Below are 16,806 nucleotides of genomic sequence, written 5' to 3'. Positions count from 1 at the left end.
GATAGCGGTCTATCAGTCGAAAAACAGGTGACTGACACTCCGCATTCGCGGGCAAGCCCGCTCCCACAATTTGACCGTGTACAGGCTTTGGTTATGTGGGGAACGATCAAAAAACGTAACAACTGCTACGGTCTTCATTCTCGTAGCGCCACGACTGGATAATGCCCTCGCCCGAGACGAGCACAGAGTATCGACAGTCGCGGATCCAGGTCACGAAGTAGCGCTGGCCGTCGCCCTCCTTCACAACCTGGTCGTAGACCTTGTTCTTGTTGACCGGGGACCAATAGGAATCGCCACAGCCACGGCTGCAATCGTCATAGAGGTGGGCATCGAAGCGCGTGCCGACAAAGGCGTTCATACCGCCCGTCCATACCGAATAAGACGGTGCACAACCGGCCAGCAACGTGCCCAACAAGGCGATACCCATGATTGTTTTCAACGCATTCTCCAATGGAAAGGGAAAGTCATTTACCGTGACGCCGGGCTGGTTTCATCGTCTTTATAAGCCGAAATCAGCAGGTAGAGGGCGACCAGCAACGCGTAAACCAGCGTCAGGATAGACAACCAGAAAACCCCGTATCGGGCCATATACGCGTCGAGGCCAATGACCTCCTCAGACACGCGAACCTGTGCCACACCATCGCTGTAGCCGATGTGCACGTCTTTCTCCATGAGCGTTTTCAGATCACCCTGAAAATAAACCCAGATCCGGTAGACGCCGTTTTGCACAATCGCCGGAATCTCCACGCTGCTCATCAACTCCGGTTTGAGGGTATCGATACGTGATTCGTCGCGGATCTGAACGACGCCTTTCTCAGGTAGCTTGATGTGCACTTCCTTGATGACCTTGCTGCCGGTGTTCCTGAGGGTTATCAACAGCCTGACCGGGTAGTTGTCAGGCCCCCTTTCGAACGGCGCGTCGAACAAGGCCAGATAGGGGGCCTGGCTCAGGTCAACGATCTTGTTGATCTGTTCGTGGCTGAGGGCACCGTTGCCGGCCTGCTTGATGTTGTCATACAGGCGCGTGTAATCGAGGTGTTCCTTGACCGTATCCAAGCGCTCGGTGAATAGACGTGGCGCACTGTCGTATTGGTAGGAAAGATCGGCTTCGAGTTTGTTGTCGTCCTTTAGCACCACATAAATGCTCAGGACTGACAGCAGTGCCCCCGGCAACGCCAGCAATACTCCGAATTTTACCCAGCTCAACGTGGCATTTCCCTATTGATTGATTTGACTGTGGTCGCTCGCTGGGTGAGCGTGCCAAGTTCCTTCAAGTAGGGCAAGCGCCCGGTTCCTGGCGCTGGGGCATCTGCTGGAGACGGGTAAAAAAATGTGGGAGCGGGCTTGCTCGCGAATGCGGTGTATCAGTCGAAACAGAGGTGACTGACAGTCCGCATTCGCGAGCAAGCCCGCTCCCACACAAGCCCGCTCACATTGGATCTTCTACAACCTGGGGTTATTTGGAGACCGGCATGGCGAATTCGGCGCCTTGCTCGATGCTCTCCGACCAGCGCTGCATGATCGACTTCTGCTTGGTGTAGAAGCGCACACCCTCAGTGCCATAGGCATGCATGTCGCCAAACAGGCTTTTCTTCCAGCCACCAAAACCGTGCCACGCCATCGGCACCGGGATGGGCACGTTGATGCCGACCATGCCCACCTGGATACGCCGCGCGAACTCGCGGGCGATGTTGCCGTCGCGGGTGAAGCAGCTGACGCCGTTGCCGAACTCGTGGTCGTTGACCAGTTTTACGGCTTCGCCGAAGTCGCTGACGCGCACGCAGGCCAGCACCGGGCCGAAGATTTCTTCGCGGTAGATGCTCATCTCGCGGGTCACGTGGTCGAACAGCGTCGCACCCAGCCAGAAGCCATTTTCCAGGCCGGCTTCGGTCGGTACGTAGTCACGGCCATCCAGCAGCAGTTGGGCGCCGGCCTGCACGCCTTGCTCGATATAGCCGCTGATGCGCTCCAGAGCCGCGCGGGACACAATCGGGCCCATCTCGGCTTTCAAATCGCGGCCGTCGGTGATGCGCAGTTGCTTGGCACGTTCGGTCAGGGCGGCGATGACTTTGTCACCCACATCCCCCACCAACACCGCCACGGAGATGGCCATGCAGCGTTCGCCCGCACTGCCGTAGGCGGCGCCCATCAGGGCATCCACGGTTTTTTCGATATCGGCGTCGGGCATCACCACCATGTGGTTTTTCGCCCCGCCCAGGCCTTGCACGCGTTTGCCGTGACGGGCGCCGGTTTCGTAGATGTATTGGGCAATCGGCGTCGAGCCGACAAAGCTCACGGCCTTGACGTCCGGGTGTTCGATCAGCGCGTCCACCGACTCCTTATCACCCTGCACCACGTTGAACACGCCTTTGGGCAGGCCGGCTTCACGCAGCAGTTCGGCCATGAACAACGAGGCGCTTGGATCGGTCGGGCTTGGCTTGAGAATAAAGGTGTTACCCGCCGCGATGGCAATCGGGTACATCCACATCGGTACCATCACCGGGAAGTTGAACGGCGTCACGCCCGCGACAACGCCCAGCGGCTGGCGCATCGTCCAGTTGTCCATGCCCCGGGAAACCTGGTCGGAGTACTCACCTTTCAGCAGGTTGGGAATGCCGCAGGCGAATTCGAGGATGTCGATGCCACGGTCCACTTCACCCTGGGCATCGGTAAACACCTTGCCATGCTCGGCGACGATGATGCGCGCGAGGTCGTCCTTGCGCGCACGCAGCAGGTGCAGGTATTCGAACAACACCCGCGCGCGGCGGATCGGCGGCGTGTCGGCCCAGCCGTCGAAAGCAGCCTGGGCAGCGGCAACGGCTTCGTCCACGGTCTGGCGGCTGGCCAGGGCGACGCGGCCGGTCTTTTCACCGGTGGCCGGGTTGAAGACGTCCTGATAACGGTCATCGCGGGACACGCGCTGGTCGTTGATGTAGTGCTCGATTGTAATTGTCATGGCAGTCGATCCCAGGTGGATAAGCGTTGGACACACGATAGGCTTTCGCTTTGTTCCAAACCAGAGCAGAATCCTGAACTTATTGTCCACCTACGCGAACAATACAATCATGGAAAAGGCTGAAATCGAAGGGCTGTGGACCCATATCCACTGGCTGTCAGTGCTGGAAGAGCACGGCACCTACACCGCCGCCGCCGCACGTTTGGGCGTGAGCAAGTCGGCCGTGAGCCAGCGCATTTCCGACCTGGAAAAGGCCACTGGTACAAGCCTCGTCACTCGAACGACGCGCAGCGTGCGCCTGACGGACGCCGGGTTGTCGCTGACCCGCGAAGTGCGCAGCGCCTACGAGCAGATCGCCCGCAGCTTCTCCTCGGTACGCGACTCGGTGGGGGAGATTCGCGGGCTGGTGCGGCTGACAGCGCCGGTGGCATTCGCCCGTCAGCAGTTGGTGCCGCACCTGTCGGAGTTTTTACAGCTGTACCCGCAGGTGCGCATCCAGCTGGATGTGTCGGATGCCTTGAGTTCGCTGGCGGCCGAGGGCTACGACCTTGCGGTGCGCCACGGTTTCCAGGTGCCGGAAACCCACGTGGCGTGGAAGTTGTGCGATACCGGTTCCGTTCTGGTTGCCACCCAGGACTACCTGCAACGCCACGGTGAACCGCGTGAGCCTGGCGATTTGTCCACGCACAACTGCCTGTTCTACCCGCGCGGCACCGACCAGCCCGCCTGGACCTTCGAGCGCGGCAGCAAACACGTCGAACGCCTCACCGTGCCCATCTCCGGCAGTTTCGCCACCAACAACAGCGAGGCCCTGCGCGATTCCGCCCTCAACCACCTGGGCATCGCCCTGCTCCCGGATTTCAGCGCCCACACCGCACTGGCCAGCGGCAAGTTGGTGCAGGTGCTCAAGGGCTGGACACTCAAGGGTGCGTTTGCCGATGAGATCTACTTGATCCGGCCGTATTCGCCCCATGTGCCGAAGTCGGTGAGTGTGTTGGTGGGCTACCTGAAGGAAAAACTGTCGGGTGGATTTCGCTACGTGGGGTGAGGTTTATCGCTTGCCCGGCAGAACTAAAAGTCCATAATGGACAAATAAGTTCAATCACGGAGATTTCCATGCCCAGCACGCCTCAAGTGATAAACCAAACCCGGGCCCGCGAACTGCTCGCCCAAGTCGATGTCCCGCAGATCCTGCACAAGCTGTTCCGCGACCTGGCCGCTGGGCAGGCGGTGCAGCCGGCCCAGCAACTGGTGGAATTCCCCCACGGTGCCGGCGACTTTATCAACTACCTGGGCGTGCTGGCCGAAGACGGTGTTTACGGCGTAAAAACCTCGCCCTATATCGTGCGTGAACAAGGGCCGCTGGTGACGGCCTGGACGCTGTTGATGTCGATGCACACCGGCCAGCCGCTGCTGTTGTGCGATGCTGCCGAGTTGACCACCGCACGCACGGCCGCGACGACGGCACTGGCGGTGGATGCATTGGCGCCTTTATCCGCGCGGCGTCTGGCGATTATTGGCAGTGGCAAAGTAGCGCAGGCCCATCTGCACTACGTGAAAAACCTCCGGGATTGGCAGAGCATCAGCCTGTTTTCACCTGGCCTGGCCAGTGCCGACAACACGGCCATCGCCCACCTCCAAAGCCTCGACCCACGATTGAGCATCGCGCCGAGCAGCGATGCGGCTGTCGACGCCGCCGACGTGATCCTGCTGTGCACCTCATCGGCCGGCCCGGTCATCGATCCCGCCCGCTTGAGCAAACCGGCGCTTATTACCTCCATCAGCACCAACGCCCCACGCGCCCATGAAGTGCCGCCGCAGTCGCTCAATGCCATGCAGGTCTTCTGCGACTATCGCCAGACCACCCCAGGCTCGGCCGGTGAAATGCTCATCGCCACGGAACACCACGGCTGGGACAAACGCCACATTGTCGGCGACCTGCCCGAATTGCTCAGCGAACACGTACAACGTCCGACCTACGACCGTCATGTATTCTTCCGCTCCATCGGCCTGGGCCTGGAAGATATCGCCCTGGCCAATGCCCTCTGGAGACACCTATGAGCCACGCAGACTTCATCATCATCGGCGGCGGCATTGCTGGCGCGTCCACCGGTTTCTGGTTGTCGCAGCACGGCAAGGTGCTGGTGCTGGAACGCGAAAGCCACCCGGGTTATCACTCCACCGGGCGTTCGGCGGCGCTGTACACCGCCGCCTATGGCACCCCGCAGGTGCGCGCGCTGACGCTGGCCAGCCGTGAGTTTTTCGACAATCCCCCTGTCGGGTTTTGCGAGCACCCGTTGCTGACGCCAAGGGGCGAAATGACCGTGGACTTTATCGGTGACGCCGCCGAGTTGAACGCGCAATACCTGAGCGCCAAGGCCACCGTTGCGCAGGTTGAATTGCTCAGCGCCGACGAAGCCTGCGCCAAGCTGCCGATCCTGCGCCGCGAAAAAGTCCACGGCGCGTTGTACGACCCGACCGCCAGCGATATCGACACCGACGCGCTGCACCAGGGCTATCTGCGGGGCATCCGCCGCAACGGTGGCGAGGTGCTGACCGATCACGCCGTGCAGGGTTTAAGCCGTGATGCCGCAGGCGTTTGGCAGGTACAGGCTGGCGCAGAAACCTACACCGCCCCGACCCTGATCAACGCCGCTGGCGCCTGGGCCGACCAGATCGGCGCAATGGCCGGCGCCGCACCCATTGGCCTGCAACCCAAGCGCCGCTCGGCGTTTATCTTCGCCGGCCCCGAAGGCCTCGACACTCACCACTGGCCGATGCTGGTGGCGCTGGACGAATCCTTCTACATGAAGCCCGACGCCGGCATGTTCCTCGGCTCGCCGGCCAACGCCGACCCGGTGGAACCCCAGGATATCCAGCCCGAAGAACTGGACATCGCCATGGGCATCTACCAGATCGAAGAAGCCACCACCCTGACCATCCGCCGCCCGACCCGCACCTGGGCCGGGCTGCGCAGTTTTGTCCCTGATGGTGATTTGCTGTCCGGCTTCGACTCCCAGGTGCCTGGCCTGTTCTGGGTCGCCGCGCAAGGCGGCTACGGCATCCAGACGTCACCGGCCATGGGCCAGGCCAGTGCGGCACTGGTACGCGGCGCGCCCTTGCCGGAGCCACTGGCGCGGTTCGGCCTCGACGCTGGTATGCTCTCCCCCGCCCGCCTGGAGCCCCATTGATGAACAGCGCCGAACAAGAACAGAGCATGCAGAACTTCCGTGCGATGGCCGACGCCATCGCCACGTTGTTCTTTCCCCACGCCGAAGCGGTGTTGCACGATTTGCGCTCGCAAAAGGTCGACTACATCGCCAACAACCTGTCGAAACGGGCGATTGGCGATGACTCGGCGCTGGAGGACATGCTCAGTGATGACGTCAGCGAGGTGAATATCGGCCCGTATGAAAAGCTCAACTGGGACGGCCAGAAGATTCGCAGCCTGAGCACCGTGCTGCACGACCACAAGGGTCGACGCGCCTGGCGGTGTTGTGCATCAACCTGAATATTTCGCTGTTTGAAAACGTCAAGGCGGCGTTGGATTTGTTCCTCTCGCCGAGCAAGCTGATCCCGCAGCCGGACTCGTTGTTTCGCGATGACTGGCAGGAGCGGATCAATACGTTTTTGCATGCTTGGATGCGTGAGCGGCAGTTGAGTTTGAACCTGCTGACCCGGGATCATAAACGCGAGCTGGTGTTGGCGTTGCATGCCGAGGGTGCGTTCAAGGGCAAGAGTTCTTCGAACTATGTGGCCAATGTGCTGGGGATGGGGCGGGCGACGGTCTACAAGCACCTCAAAGAATTAAAAGGTATCTGAGCACACCTCTATTCCCTGTGGGAGCTGGCTTGCCTGCGATGGCGGTCTTTCTGTGTACATATCCGTTATTTGGGTAACGGCTACCTATGGTTCCGCCCTTACGGCGGCTCACTTTGGAAAAGCCCCAAAGTAACCAAAGGGCTCTTGCCCCAACACTCGGTGCCTCGCCTAGGCTCGGCATGCCCGTAATCCGACATGGATTTGGGGGGCCGCCGCCACGCGCCATCCATGGCGCGGGGCGGCTAAACCGGCATCCCTGCCGGTTTACCCCCCAAATCCATGTCGAATTCCGGCCAGCGTGTTTAACGGGGCGCCTAAGATCAAAAACACAGCGAGGCGGCCTAGTAGCCGACCTGATCGATGAAGCGTGCGCGTTTCCCTGTGGGAGCTGGCTTGCCTGCGATGGCATCAACTGGGTTTGCCTGATGTACCGAGGTGTCTGCATCGCAGGCAAGCCAGCTCCCACAGGTGCCAGTTCACACAGTTGAATGGTGAGCGACTGGACAAATACCGGTCGGCTCTAAGGCCGCCGCGCTCTTGCTTTTGATTTGGGGTCGCCCCGTCAAACACGCTGGCCGAACGCAGGCTTGAATCCGTGGGCAACCCGGCAGGACGCCGGGTTAGCCGCACTGGGCCATGGATGGCCCATTGCGGCGGCCCACGGATTCAAGCCTGCGTTCGGGCACACCGAGCCTAGGCGAGGTGCCGAGTGTTGGGGCGAGGACCTTTTGGTTACTTTTGGGTCCCTCCAAAAGTGACCCGCTGTAAGAGCGGAACCATAGGTGGCCGTTACCTAAATAACGGATATGTACACAAAAAGACCGCCATCGCAGGCAAGCCAGCTCCCACATCAACCTACTCAGCCCGAACATCCCAGCTCAGCCTCAATCGCCGTAGATATCAGACTTGAAATACTGCTCTGAAATCTTCTGGTACTCACCACTCGCACGAATCCCGTCAATCGCCTTGTTCAACTCACTGACCAACTCACCATTGCCCTTGCGCACCGCAATCCCCGCGCCTTCGCCCACGTATTTCGGGTCCTTCAGCTCCGGTCCGACAAACGCATAGCCCTTGCCCCGTGGCATCTGCAGGAAGTCATTCAGCGGGATGGTATCGGCAAAGATCGCATCCAGGCGCCCGGCCGCGAGATCCATGTAGATCTCTTCGTTGTTGCTGTAGCGCTTGACGCTGATGCCCTTCGGTTCAAACACCTCGGTGGCATAGCGGTCGGTAGTGGTGGCGCGCTGTACACCGACGGTCTTGCCCTTGAGGCTGGCGTATTGGTCATCCACCATGGCGCCGTCCTTCATCACCAGGCGCGAAGACGTAAAGTAGTATTTGTGGGTGAAGTCCACCGACTTCTTGCGATCTTCGTTGATGGTCATGGACGACAAGGCCAGGTCGATCTTCTTCACCTTGAGGGAAGGAATCAGACCATCGAACTCACCTTCGACCCACACACACTTGACCTTCATCTGCGCGCACAGGGCATTGCCGATGTCGTAGTCGAAGCCGACGATCTCGCCTTTTTCCGTCTTCGATGCAAACGGCGGGTAAGCCGCTTCAATGCCGATGCGCAGGGTTTTTTCGGCTGCCAGCAGGTGGCTGGACGCGAACAGGCCCAAGGCCAGGGCGGTGATGAGGGGGAGTTTCTTCATGATGAGGTTCTCGCGGGTTGTTGTTGGTTTGGCAAGAGAGAAGAAAACGCTGCAACGATCATTTTGTACTTATAATTCCATACTGGACTTTTACGTCTTTACCGTCAATCACAGTTGTAGCGCGTATGCACCAACACCCGGGTAAACGCCGGCGCGGCCCGCGCACCCTCCCGCGCCCCGCGAATCCAGCGCACCGCCGCCGCCACCTCGCCGACAAAATCGTGGGACAGCACATAGTCCATCACCCCGGACTCAAGCATCGCGCGGGTATGCCCGGTCAACTCGTGCCCGACGAACACCGGCCGCTGTTCGCCGGGGATGGTGCCGATGGCCTGCGCCACGCCACGGTTGGCCCCGGCGACGTTGTAGATCGCCGCCGGGTAGTCGTGTTTGGAGAAGTAGCGCAGCAACTGCTCGGCAGTGGTCTGCGGGCGGTCGTCAGACACCATCCGCTCATCGATCTTCAGGTGCGGGAACTCCGCGCGCAGTACCCGCCGAAAGCCCATCTCACGTTCCTGCTGGCAACGGAACGCCATGCTGGTGACCAGCAGGATCTTCGCCTTCTGCCGCGCCAGCGCGTTGCCGATCAGCAAGCCGGCGACGCTGCCGGCGGCGTACTGGTCGTTGCCCACGTAGGCGCTGCGTCCGGAGTTGGGCAAGTCGGTGGTGAGGCAGACAACGGGGATTCCTCGGCGACACAAGGCGCGCACGGCGCGGTTGATCGCCGGGTGTTCACGGCAGACCACAATCACGCCGTCGGCGGTGGCGCCATCGGCCTGCACACGATCGGCGAATGCTGCTGGATCGACGCTGTTGCTAGGGGCGTAATGACCTTCAACAAGCACGCCGGGCGTTGAGCTGTTCACCGTCTCCTGTGCCTCGGCCAGGGTCGTGTTGAAGGTTTCCCCCGAGTCGCAGAACAGTTTGATCTGCAGGGTCGCCGTGCCGTTGGCGAGGTCTTGCCTGAGCTTGTCCAGCGCCGCCAGCACTTTGAGCCGCGTCTGTTCGCGCACCCCGGCACGGTGGTTGAGCACGCGGTCCACGGTGGCGACGCCGACCCGGGCGACCTTGGCGATCTGCTCCACCGTGGGGCCCTTCCCAGAATGGCACAGGGGCTTGCTGAGACATGGCGGACTCGTCCTGAATGATGTGAATACCCTCATTTATAAAACCGTATGCCCGTGCTTTAAGAATTCTTTGTGCAGTGCAACTTGAGGGAAATCCCATCAGTTTTGGCCCTTGCTCGTCCTTGAACGCCGGCGAACCACTGCGAATAATCGCCCCATAACAACCACAACACGTGTCAGGAGCTTCGCGATGAAATTGGGATTTGTCACCGATACCCTCGGCAACCTGCCATTGGGCGATGTGCTCAAGCACGCTGAACGCATGGGCCTGTCGGGCCTGGAAGTGAACACCGGGGGCTGGTCCACCGCGCCGCACTTCAACCTGCAGCAGATGCTCGACAGCAACGCCGCTCGCCGCGATTTCACCCGCAGTTTCGAACAGCACAACCTGGAAATCATCGCCCTCAACGCCAACGGCAACCCGCTGCACCCGACCCAGCCGGAACAGGCCCAGTGCCTCAAGGATACGATCCGCCTGGCCGGTGAACTGGGGGTCAAGACCGTGTGCACCATGTCCGGCCTGCCCGAGGGCCAGGCCGGCGATCGCATGCCCAACTGGGTCGTCGCCTCGTGGCCACCGGAGACACAAACCATGCTGCGCTACCAGTGGGAAGAACGCCTGCTGCCGTTCTGGGGCGAGATCGCCGACCTGGCCAAGGCCCATGGCGTGGAGCGCATCGCCCTCGAATTGCACGGCAACCAGTGCGTGTACAACGTGCGCTCGCTGCTCAAGCTGCGCGACGCCATCGGCCCGGTGATCGGCGCCAATCTCGACCCGTCGCACCTGTTCTGGATGGGCGCCGACCCCCTGGCCGCCGCCGACGCCCTCGGCGATGCGCTGTACCACGTACACGCCAAGGACACGCTGCTCAACACACCGGTACAGGCGGTGGATTCACTGCTGGAAAACGGCTCGCTGATGGACGTGTCGGCGCGCAGCTGGTCCTATATCACCCTCGGTTTCGGCCACGGCGAACAGTGGTGGCGCCAGTTCTGCTACCGCCTGAAAATGGCCGGCTACGATGGCTGGTTGTCCATCGAACACGAAGATGTGCTGCTCAACAGCCTCGAAGGCCTGGAAAAATCCGTGGCACTGATGCAAGGCGTGATGCCGGTCGCCGCCAGCGACTTCAAACCGCAAGCGATCTGAAGTCAGGGCTTCAGGTTCTTGATGCTGGCAAACGTCGACTCGCCCCGCGCCTGCTCCAGCACGTTGATCGGCATGGGCGCGGGCGCGCTGTGAAGGATCGGCTTGACCACGATGGAGCGCTCACTGTCGGTGGCCGAGCGCTCATCGCTGGGCGGCACGCCAAAGTACTCGCGGTAGCATTTGGAGAAGTGCGGCGTGGACACAAAGCCACAGAGCACGGCCAGTTCGACGATGGAAATCGGCGTCTGCTTGAGCAACTGCCGCGCGCGGATCAGCCTTAATCTGAGGTAGTAGCGCGAAGGCGAACAGTGCAGGTATTTCTGGAACATCCGCTCCAGCTGGCGGCGTGACAACGCCACGTACGCGGCCAGTTCGTCGAGGTTGATCGGCTCTTCCAGGTTGGCCTCCATCAGCGCGACAATGTCCTGCAGCTTGGGTTGCTGCGTGCCCAACATATGCTTGAGGGGCACACGCTGATGATCCTGCTCGTTGCGGATGCGCTCGTAGACAAACATGTCCGAAATCGCGGCGGACAGTTCATGCCCGTGATCCCGGCCGATCAGGTGCAGCATCATGTCCAGCGGCGCGGTGCCACCGGAGCTGGTGAGGCGGTCGCGGTCGAGGGAGAACAGGCTGGTGCTGAGTGTCACCCGTGGGAAGGCTTCCTGCATCGCGGCCAGCCATTCCCAATGCACGCTGCATTCATAACCATCGAGCAAGCCGGCCCGCGCCAGCACCCAGCTGCCGGTACAGATGCCGCCAAGGCGTTTCGAGTAACGCGCCTGGCTGCGCAGCCACTTGACCAGTTCGCCGGTCACGGTGCCTTGGATACCGATACCGCCGCACACGATCACGCTGTCGGCCACCGGCACGCTACTGATCGAACCGTCCGGGGTGATGGGCACGCCGTCGCTGGCCCACACCGGGTTGCCATCCAGGCTTGCCGTGTGCCAGCGATACAGCTCCTGGCCGGCCAACTGGTTGGCCATGCGCAGTGGCTCCAGGGCCGACGCCAAGGAGATCAGCGTGAACTGGTCCAACAGCAAAAACACCAGGCTGTTGATCGGCCGCGCGCTCATGGCTGGGTGGCTGCGGACACGGCCTGAGGTTGGGGTTCGGGATGCCGCGCGGTGATCAAGCCGACCAGGGCAATCAGCAAGGCCAGCACGAGGGTGGATGACACCTCGAAGCTGTGCGCGGGCGTGACCAGCATCACCGTCAACGCGCTACAGATGAACGCGATGACCAACCAGGTCAACCAGGGAAACAGCCACATCTTGAACGTCAGCGTGACGTTGCGGCGCAGCAACACCTTGCGCATGCGCAGCTGCGACACGGCAATCACCAGGTACACCAGCAAGGCAATCGCGCCGGAGCTGGCGAGCAGAAACTGGAACAGTCCGGCCGGCATGAAGTAGCTGAGCAAGGTCACGCCCGCGCCCAGCACCGTACTGGCGATCACCGCACCCCGTGGCACGCTGGCGGCCGAGGTCTTTTTCATCAGGGCGGGCGCATCACCGCGCTTGCCCAGGGAAAACAGCATGCGCGAGGCAATGTAGATCGAGGAGTTCATGCAACTGGCGACGGCGATCAACACCACGATATCCACCAGCAGCTTGGCATGGGGAATGTTCATCAGTTCCAGGGCGCGCTGATAGGAGCCCACCGAGGCCAGCAGCGGGTCATCCCACGGCACCACGGAGATCACCACGAAGATCGACAACACGTAGAACACGCCGATGCGCCACATCACCGAACGGGTCGCCCGCGCGATATTCTGCGCCGGGTTGCTCGACTCGGCGGCGGCGATCGTCACGGCTTCGGTGCCGATAAAACTGAACATGATGGTAATGAACGCGCCGACCACCGCCGACAGCCCATTCGGCGCAAAACCGCCGTGTTCCTCCATCAGGCGGCTGAGCCCGCTGGCCTCGCGTTCGGGAATCCAGCCCATCAGCACGGCAAAGCCCAAGCCAATGAAACCGATGATCGCCACCACCTTGGCCATGGCGAACCAGAACTCGAATTCACCGTATTTGGACACGCTGAACAGATTGGTCACCACCAACAAAAAGATCGACAACAAGGCAAAGAGCCAAGCGTCGATCTGCGGGAACCACTGGTTGAGGATATGCCCGGCGGCCAGGGCTTCGATGGGGATCACCAACACCCAGAACCACCAGTACAACCAGCCGATGGTGAAGCCGGCCCAGCGGCCGATGGCCTGGTCGGCGTAGGTCGAGAACGAGCCGGTGTCCGGGTTGGCCACCGCCATCTCGCCGAGCATGCGCATGACCAGCACCACCAGCAGCCCGGAAAACAGATAAGCCAGCATCACCGCCGGCCCCGCCGCCGCAATCGCGTGCCCGGAACCGACAAACAACCCCGCGCCGATAATCCCGGCGATGGAGAGCATGGTGACGTGGCGCGGCTTGAAGCCCTGCGCCAACTGGCCGTTGGAATCCTTGGTGTTCAGGCTATTCATCGTTGTTTTTATTCTCGGTGATCGACGTAAGGCGTACTGACTGGAGAGTCAGGCGATCATCATTTCTTAATGATGAGTCACCTTACGCGGGCCGGCTGGAGCGAAAATAGCCTGGGTGCGGCATGAATGCGTCTGATATCGACATCCGTGCGCTAGAAATCCACGCTGGCCGACAACTGCAACGTGCGCGGATAGCCCGGCGAAAACGCGCCGTACGACGCCACGCCCGACCAGTATTCGCGATCAAACACGTTCTGCACCGTGGCACGGAAGGTCGTTGGTCGTCCGTCGATCTTCGTCGCATAACGCGCGCCGGCATCGATGCGCGTCCATGAATCCAGCTGCTGGGTGTTGGCCTGGTCGACGAACTGGCGGTCGGTGTAGATCGCGCCGCCGGTGAGGGTAAAGCCTTCCAGCCCTGGGGTGTCCCACTCGGCCCAGAGGTTGGCCTGGATATCCGGCACGCCCACCGGTTTGTTGCCACGGTTGGCGGCGGTGGCAGATTTGGTCAGCTCGCCATCGAGGAAGGTCACGCCGCCCATCAGGCGGGTGCCGGGGGCCACTTCGCCAAACATACTCAGCTCGACACCGCGGTTGCGCTGTTCGGCCTGCACCGAATACACGCCGTTGGCACCGGTTTCGCCGCTGGGTTTTTCGATCTGGAACAAGGCCACCGTGGTCATGAAGGTGCCGTGTTCGTACTTCACACCGAGTTCGTGTTGCTTGGACTCATAAGGCGCGAAGGTTTCCCCGGCATTGCTCGCCGTGCCGGGTGCCGCGTCGCCTTTGCTCAAGCCTTCGACATAGTTGTAGTACAGCGACACGTCCTCCCACGGCTTGACCACCACACCGAGCAACGGCGTGTTGGCGCTGGCGCCATACCGCGCACTGACGCCGCCGGCGGCGTTGTAGTTGCGCGACTCGATGGCTTGGTGGCGCATGCCGAGGGTCAGCTGGATGCGGTCGTCGAGCATGCCCAGGGTGTCGGTCAACGCGATGCCGGACAGTTCCGTTTCGGAAATGCGCAGCACCTTGGGCGTGTTGATGTATTGCTTGGGCGTGTCCACCGGGTGGTAGATATTGGAACGGATCAGCGTGCCGTTGTTGATGCCCCGCGACAATTCATCCGTGTAACGGGTCGCCATCAGCGTGGTGGTGTGCGTCACCGGGCCGGTGGCAAAGAGTCCGCGCGCGCCCACATCGGCGGTGGAGCGGTCGACGTTGAATTTGTAGTAGCCCGGCGTGTTACTGGTGTCGCCGGCGTCATTGAGGATGCGCGGCACCTGGTCGGACATGCGCTTCACATCCGAACGCCCGCCACCGGCATGGGCGAACACCGTGAGGTTGTCGTTCAGGTCATATTCGCCGCCGAGCAGCAGCGACTGCTCCTTGGTGTCCGACCAGCCCCACTTTTGCGGCAGGCTGGTGCGGCCATTCGGCGCCGACGGCACCTGCACGCCCGGTTGAATGGTGAACGGCCGCGAGGCGCCCTCCCAGCTTTCCTTCTGGCTGATGTAGTCAAGGTTCAAACGCAGGCGTTCGCCGCGATAATCCAGGGCGATAGCGCCGATGCCGACGTCGCGGCTCTGGTTGTCCACGGCCGTGTCGCCGCCCTGCAGGCTGCCGTTGAAACGTACGCCAAACTGGTTTTCATCACCGAAACGACGGCTGATATCGAGGTGGCCGCCGACCTGGCTGTCGGAGGCATAGCTGCCGGTAAAGCGCGTCAAATCCTCGTCCAGCGGGCGCTTGGGGACGATATTGATCACCCCGCCCACGCCGCTGTTGGGGGAGATACCGTAGACCAGCGCACCCGGGCCCTTGAGCACTTCGATGCGCTCGGCGTACTCGGTGAACGCGCGGTAGTTGGGCGCCACGCCGTACACGCCGTCGAACGCCAACTCACCGAGGTTGCCCTCGCCAATTGCGAAACCGCGCACGAAAAACGAGTCGACAATACCGCCCGACTGCCCGGTGGAACGCACCGAAGGGTCGCGCTCCAACGCATCGGCGACGGTCACGGTTTGCAAGTCGGCGAGGGTCTTGGCGGTGTAGCTGGTGACACTGAACGGGGTGTCCATCACGTCCTTGTTGCCCATCATGCCCAGGCGCGCGCCCCGGGCGACCTGGCCACCGGCGAACACCTCGGGCAGGGTTGTGGGGCCGTTGTAGACGGCGTTGACGTTCGTCGCGTCAAGGGTCAGGCTCTGCGCGCTGTCGTCGTGCGACTCGGCGCTGGCGGCCCAGGCGTTGCCGCTGGCGGCGGCCAGCAACAGGGCAGTACGGATGGCGAATGTTAACCGGCTGGCAACGGGCATGACGTCGGGGTCCTTGGATCGGATGAGAATTACTCCTGATGCCAGCCGACCGGCGAAAAAGTATCAGCCCCCTGTGAATTTTTTGAAAACCGAGACTGAGCCATGCCACCGACCCGCGTCCTGATTTCCCTGCTGTTCGCGATCCAGCTCGTGTCGATGGGCGCGATGGAAATGAGCGGGCCGTTCTGGCCGGTGCATCTGCGTGGGATGACTGACTCCGATGCGCTGTTCAGTTTCGCCAGCATCGCCGTGTACGTCGGGCCGATGCTTGGCATCCTGCTGACCAGCGCATTCTGGGGGCGTATCGGTGATCGTCATGGGCACAAGCTGATGATGATCCGCGCCTTGGTCGGCCTGACCCTGACCCAGTTGGCGTTGGCGCTGGTCAGCGACATCTGGGCGATCCTGTTGCTGCGTTTTTTGCAGGGCGCATGCGCCGGCTATATCGCCCCGGCCCAGGCGTATGGGGTGAGCATCGAAGCGCCGGCGCGGCGCGCACGCCTGTTTGCGCTGTTGCAGATTTCCACCAACGTCGGCTCGCTGCTGGGCGCGGTGCTCGGCGGCTTGATCCTTGATCACGCGACGTTTTTCTGGATCAACCTCAGCGCTGCCGCACTCTGCGCGGTGTGCACGCTGATCGCTGCGTTGACCTTGCCCGACGTGCCGCCGCAGAAGAAAACCGTGGCCGCGTCCAGCGCCGTGGTGTGGCGCGGTTCGGCGCTGCTGCCGCTGTTGGCGGTGATGGGCATTCTGCTGTTGGCGCGGCTGCTGCCGCAGACCTCGTTCGCGCTGTATGTGAGCAGCACCTTCAACGTCAGCAACGCCTGGGTCGGCCTGTGCTACGGCTTGCTTGCGCTGGGTTTCATCCTGTCCGCGACCACGTGGGCGCGGCACTTCGAAGGCCGCAGCCAAGCCGACTCGCTGCAGCGCATCGCCTGGGTGGTGCTCGGGTGCATCGCCCTCACCGCCCTGGCCGGCATCACCCGCAACCCGCTGGTGTTTGCCCTTGGCTACCTGGTGTGGGGCGTGTTGCTCGGCGCCACCACGCCGGTGCTGATGGCGCTGATTTCCAAGACCGCCGACAGCACAAGCCAGGGCCACGTGCTGGGGATCGCCCAGGGCACGGCGCAATTCGCCTCGATTGCCGGCATCTCGCTCGGGGGCCTGCTCAGCCAGGTGTATGGGCTGGCGTACACCTACCTGTTCGTCTGCGTGGCCTATGGGCTGGCGCTGCTTGCGATTCTCGCGTTGCGCTCACGCAGGGTTGTCCCTTAGCATTGGGAATAC

At 61.8% G+C, this 16,806-nt stretch carries 13 protein-coding genes and 1 pseudogene; 6 read left to right on the top strand and 8 right to left on the bottom strand.

Annotated features, from left to right (window positions below; genetic code table 11):
• Positions 1-106: 106 nt before the first annotated feature.
• The 3 genes from PSH87_RS10775 to PSH87_RS10765 all read right to left on the bottom strand — a co-directional run bounded on the left by PSH87_RS10775 (position 107) and on the right by PSH87_RS10765 (position 2,956).
• Positions 107-427 (bottom strand): hypothetical protein, encoded by a 321-nt coding sequence (locus PSH87_RS10775; protein ID WP_257784079.1) that lies wholly within the window; start codon positions 425-427, stop codon positions 107-109.
• A 41-nt stretch (positions 428-468) separates the two neighbouring features.
• On the bottom strand, positions 469-1,206 hold the full coding sequence (locus PSH87_RS10770; protein WP_305433532.1) for a hypothetical protein: 738 nt from the start codon (positions 1,204-1,206) through the stop codon (positions 469-471).
• A gap of 250 nt (positions 1,207-1,456) precedes the next feature.
• Complete coding sequence (locus PSH87_RS10765) at positions 1,457-2,956, bottom strand: CoA-acylating methylmalonate-semialdehyde dehydrogenase (protein ID WP_257783729.1); 1,500 nt, start codon at positions 2,954-2,956, stop codon at positions 1,457-1,459.
• 109 nt (positions 2,957-3,065) lie between these two features.
• Between PSH87_RS10765 and PSH87_RS10760 the strand changes: the two genes are divergently transcribed.
• The 4 genes and pseudogenes from PSH87_RS10760 to PSH87_RS10745 all read left to right on the top strand — a co-directional run bounded on the left by PSH87_RS10760 (position 3,066) and on the right by PSH87_RS10745 (position 6,778).
• Positions 3,066-4,004 carry a LysR family transcriptional regulator gene (locus tag PSH87_RS10760; RefSeq protein WP_305433531.1) on the top strand — a complete coding sequence of 313 codons (939 nt, stop codon included), beginning with the start codon at positions 3,066-3,068 and terminating at the stop codon, positions 4,002-4,004.
• Positions 4,005-4,072: 68 nt separating this feature from the next.
• Positions 4,073-5,017, top strand: coding sequence for an ornithine cyclodeaminase family protein (locus PSH87_RS10755; protein WP_305433530.1), 945 nt, complete (start codon positions 4,073-4,075; stop codon positions 5,015-5,017).
• Positions 5,014-6,147, top strand: a complete 1,134-nt coding sequence (locus tag PSH87_RS10750; protein ID WP_305433528.1) for an FAD-binding oxidoreductase — start codon at positions 5,014-5,016, stop codon at positions 6,145-6,147. Before PSH87_RS10755 ends, PSH87_RS10750 begins: the two co-directional genes overlap by 4 nt.
• Positions 6,147-6,778: pseudogene (locus tag PSH87_RS10745) on the top strand (transcriptional regulator). The gene PSH87_RS10750 and the pseudogene PSH87_RS10745 overlap by 1 nt, the downstream one beginning before the upstream one ends.
• An 884-nt stretch (positions 6,779-7,662) precedes the next feature.
• On the opposite strand, the gene PSH87_RS10740 reads toward PSH87_RS10745, so the two are convergent.
• A complete protein-coding gene (locus PSH87_RS10740; RefSeq protein WP_305433526.1) occupies positions 7,663-8,439 on the bottom strand; it encodes an ABC transporter substrate-binding protein in 777 nt (258 codons plus the stop codon).
• Positions 8,440-8,543: 104 nt separating this feature from the next.
• Positions 8,544-9,524: a LacI family DNA-binding transcriptional regulator gene (locus PSH87_RS10735; RefSeq protein WP_305433525.1), complete on the bottom strand. Its 981-nt coding sequence runs from the start codon at positions 9,522-9,524 to the stop codon at positions 8,544-8,546.
• A gap of 232 nt (positions 9,525-9,756) precedes the next feature.
• Here PSH87_RS10735 and PSH87_RS10730 point away from each other — a divergent pair, with 232 nt between their 5' ends.
• Positions 9,757-10,716 (top strand): sugar phosphate isomerase/epimerase, encoded by a 960-nt coding sequence (locus PSH87_RS10730; protein ID WP_305433523.1) that lies wholly within the window; start codon positions 9,757-9,759, stop codon positions 10,714-10,716.
• Positions 10,717-10,718: 2 nt separating this feature from the next.
• On the opposite strand, the gene PSH87_RS10725 is transcribed toward PSH87_RS10730, so the two are convergent.
• From PSH87_RS10725 to PSH87_RS10715, 3 genes are all read right to left on the bottom strand, one after another.
• Positions 10,719-11,795 carry a GlxA family transcriptional regulator gene (locus PSH87_RS10725; RefSeq protein ID WP_305433522.1) on the bottom strand — a complete coding sequence of 359 codons (1,077 nt, stop codon included), beginning with the start codon at positions 11,793-11,795 and terminating at the stop codon, positions 10,719-10,721.
• Entirely contained in the window at positions 11,792-13,201 is a 1,410-nt protein-coding gene (gabP, locus tag PSH87_RS10720; protein ID WP_305433521.1) for a GABA permease, read from the bottom strand. Before gabP ends, PSH87_RS10725 begins: the two co-directional genes overlap by 4 nt.
• 152 nt (positions 13,202-13,353) lie before the next feature.
• Complete coding sequence (locus PSH87_RS10715) at positions 13,354-15,519, bottom strand: TonB-dependent siderophore receptor (protein ID WP_305433520.1); 2,166 nt, start codon at positions 15,517-15,519, stop codon at positions 13,354-13,356.
• Between the two features lie 102 nt (positions 15,520-15,621).
• Here PSH87_RS10715 and PSH87_RS10710 point away from each other — a divergent pair, with 102 nt between their 5' ends.
• On the top strand, positions 15,622-16,794 hold the full coding sequence (locus PSH87_RS10710; protein WP_305433518.1) for an MFS transporter: 1,173 nt from the start codon (positions 15,622-15,624) through the stop codon (positions 16,792-16,794).
• The last annotated feature ends 12 nt before the right edge of the window (positions 16,795-16,806 follow it).

The organism is Pseudomonas sp. FP453, assembly GCF_030687495.1.
GTDB lineage: Bacteria > Pseudomonadota > Gammaproteobacteria > Pseudomonadales > Pseudomonadaceae > Aquipseudomonas.
The sequence above is the reverse complement of the archived record's forward strand: the minus strand, read 5'-3'. Positions and strand labels throughout refer to the sequence as shown.

What these genes read in the sequence shown, in the direction of transcription:
- PSH87_RS10775 (WP_257784079.1), bottom strand. Translation starts at nt 427, where the DNA reads ATGGGTATCGCCTTGTTGGGCACGTTGCTGGCCGGTTGTGCACCGTCT.
- PSH87_RS10765 (WP_257783729.1), bottom strand. Translation starts at nt 2,956, where the DNA reads ATGACAATTACAATCGAGCACTACATCAACGACCAGCGCGTGTCCCGC.
- PSH87_RS10760 (WP_305433531.1), top strand. Translation starts at nt 3,066, where the DNA reads ATGGAAAAGGCTGAAATCGAAGGGCTGTGGACCCATATCCACTGGCTG.
- PSH87_RS10755 (WP_305433530.1), top strand. Translation starts at nt 4,073, where the DNA reads ATGCCCAGCACGCCTCAAGTGATAAACCAAACCCGGGCCCGCGAACTG.
- PSH87_RS10750 (WP_305433528.1), top strand. Translation starts at nt 5,014, where the DNA reads ATGAGCCACGCAGACTTCATCATCATCGGCGGCGGCATTGCTGGCGCG.
- PSH87_RS10740 (WP_305433526.1), bottom strand. Translation starts at nt 8,439, where the DNA reads ATGAAGAAACTCCCCCTCATCACCGCCCTGGCCTTGGGCCTGTTCGCG.
- PSH87_RS10730 (WP_305433523.1), top strand. Translation starts at nt 9,757, where the DNA reads ATGAAATTGGGATTTGTCACCGATACCCTCGGCAACCTGCCATTGGGC.
- PSH87_RS10725 (WP_305433522.1), bottom strand. Translation starts at nt 11,795, where the DNA reads ATGAGCGCGCGGCCGATCAACAGCCTGGTGTTTTTGCTGTTGGACCAG.
- gabP (WP_305433521.1), bottom strand. Translation starts at nt 13,201, where the DNA reads ATGAATAGCCTGAACACCAAGGATTCCAACGGCCAGTTGGCGCAGGGC.
- PSH87_RS10715 (WP_305433520.1), bottom strand. Translation starts at nt 15,519, where the DNA reads ATGCCCGTTGCCAGCCGGTTAACATTCGCCATCCGTACTGCCCTGTTG.
- PSH87_RS10710 (WP_305433518.1), top strand. Translation starts at nt 15,622, where the DNA reads ATGCCACCGACCCGCGTCCTGATTTCCCTGCTGTTCGCGATCCAGCTC.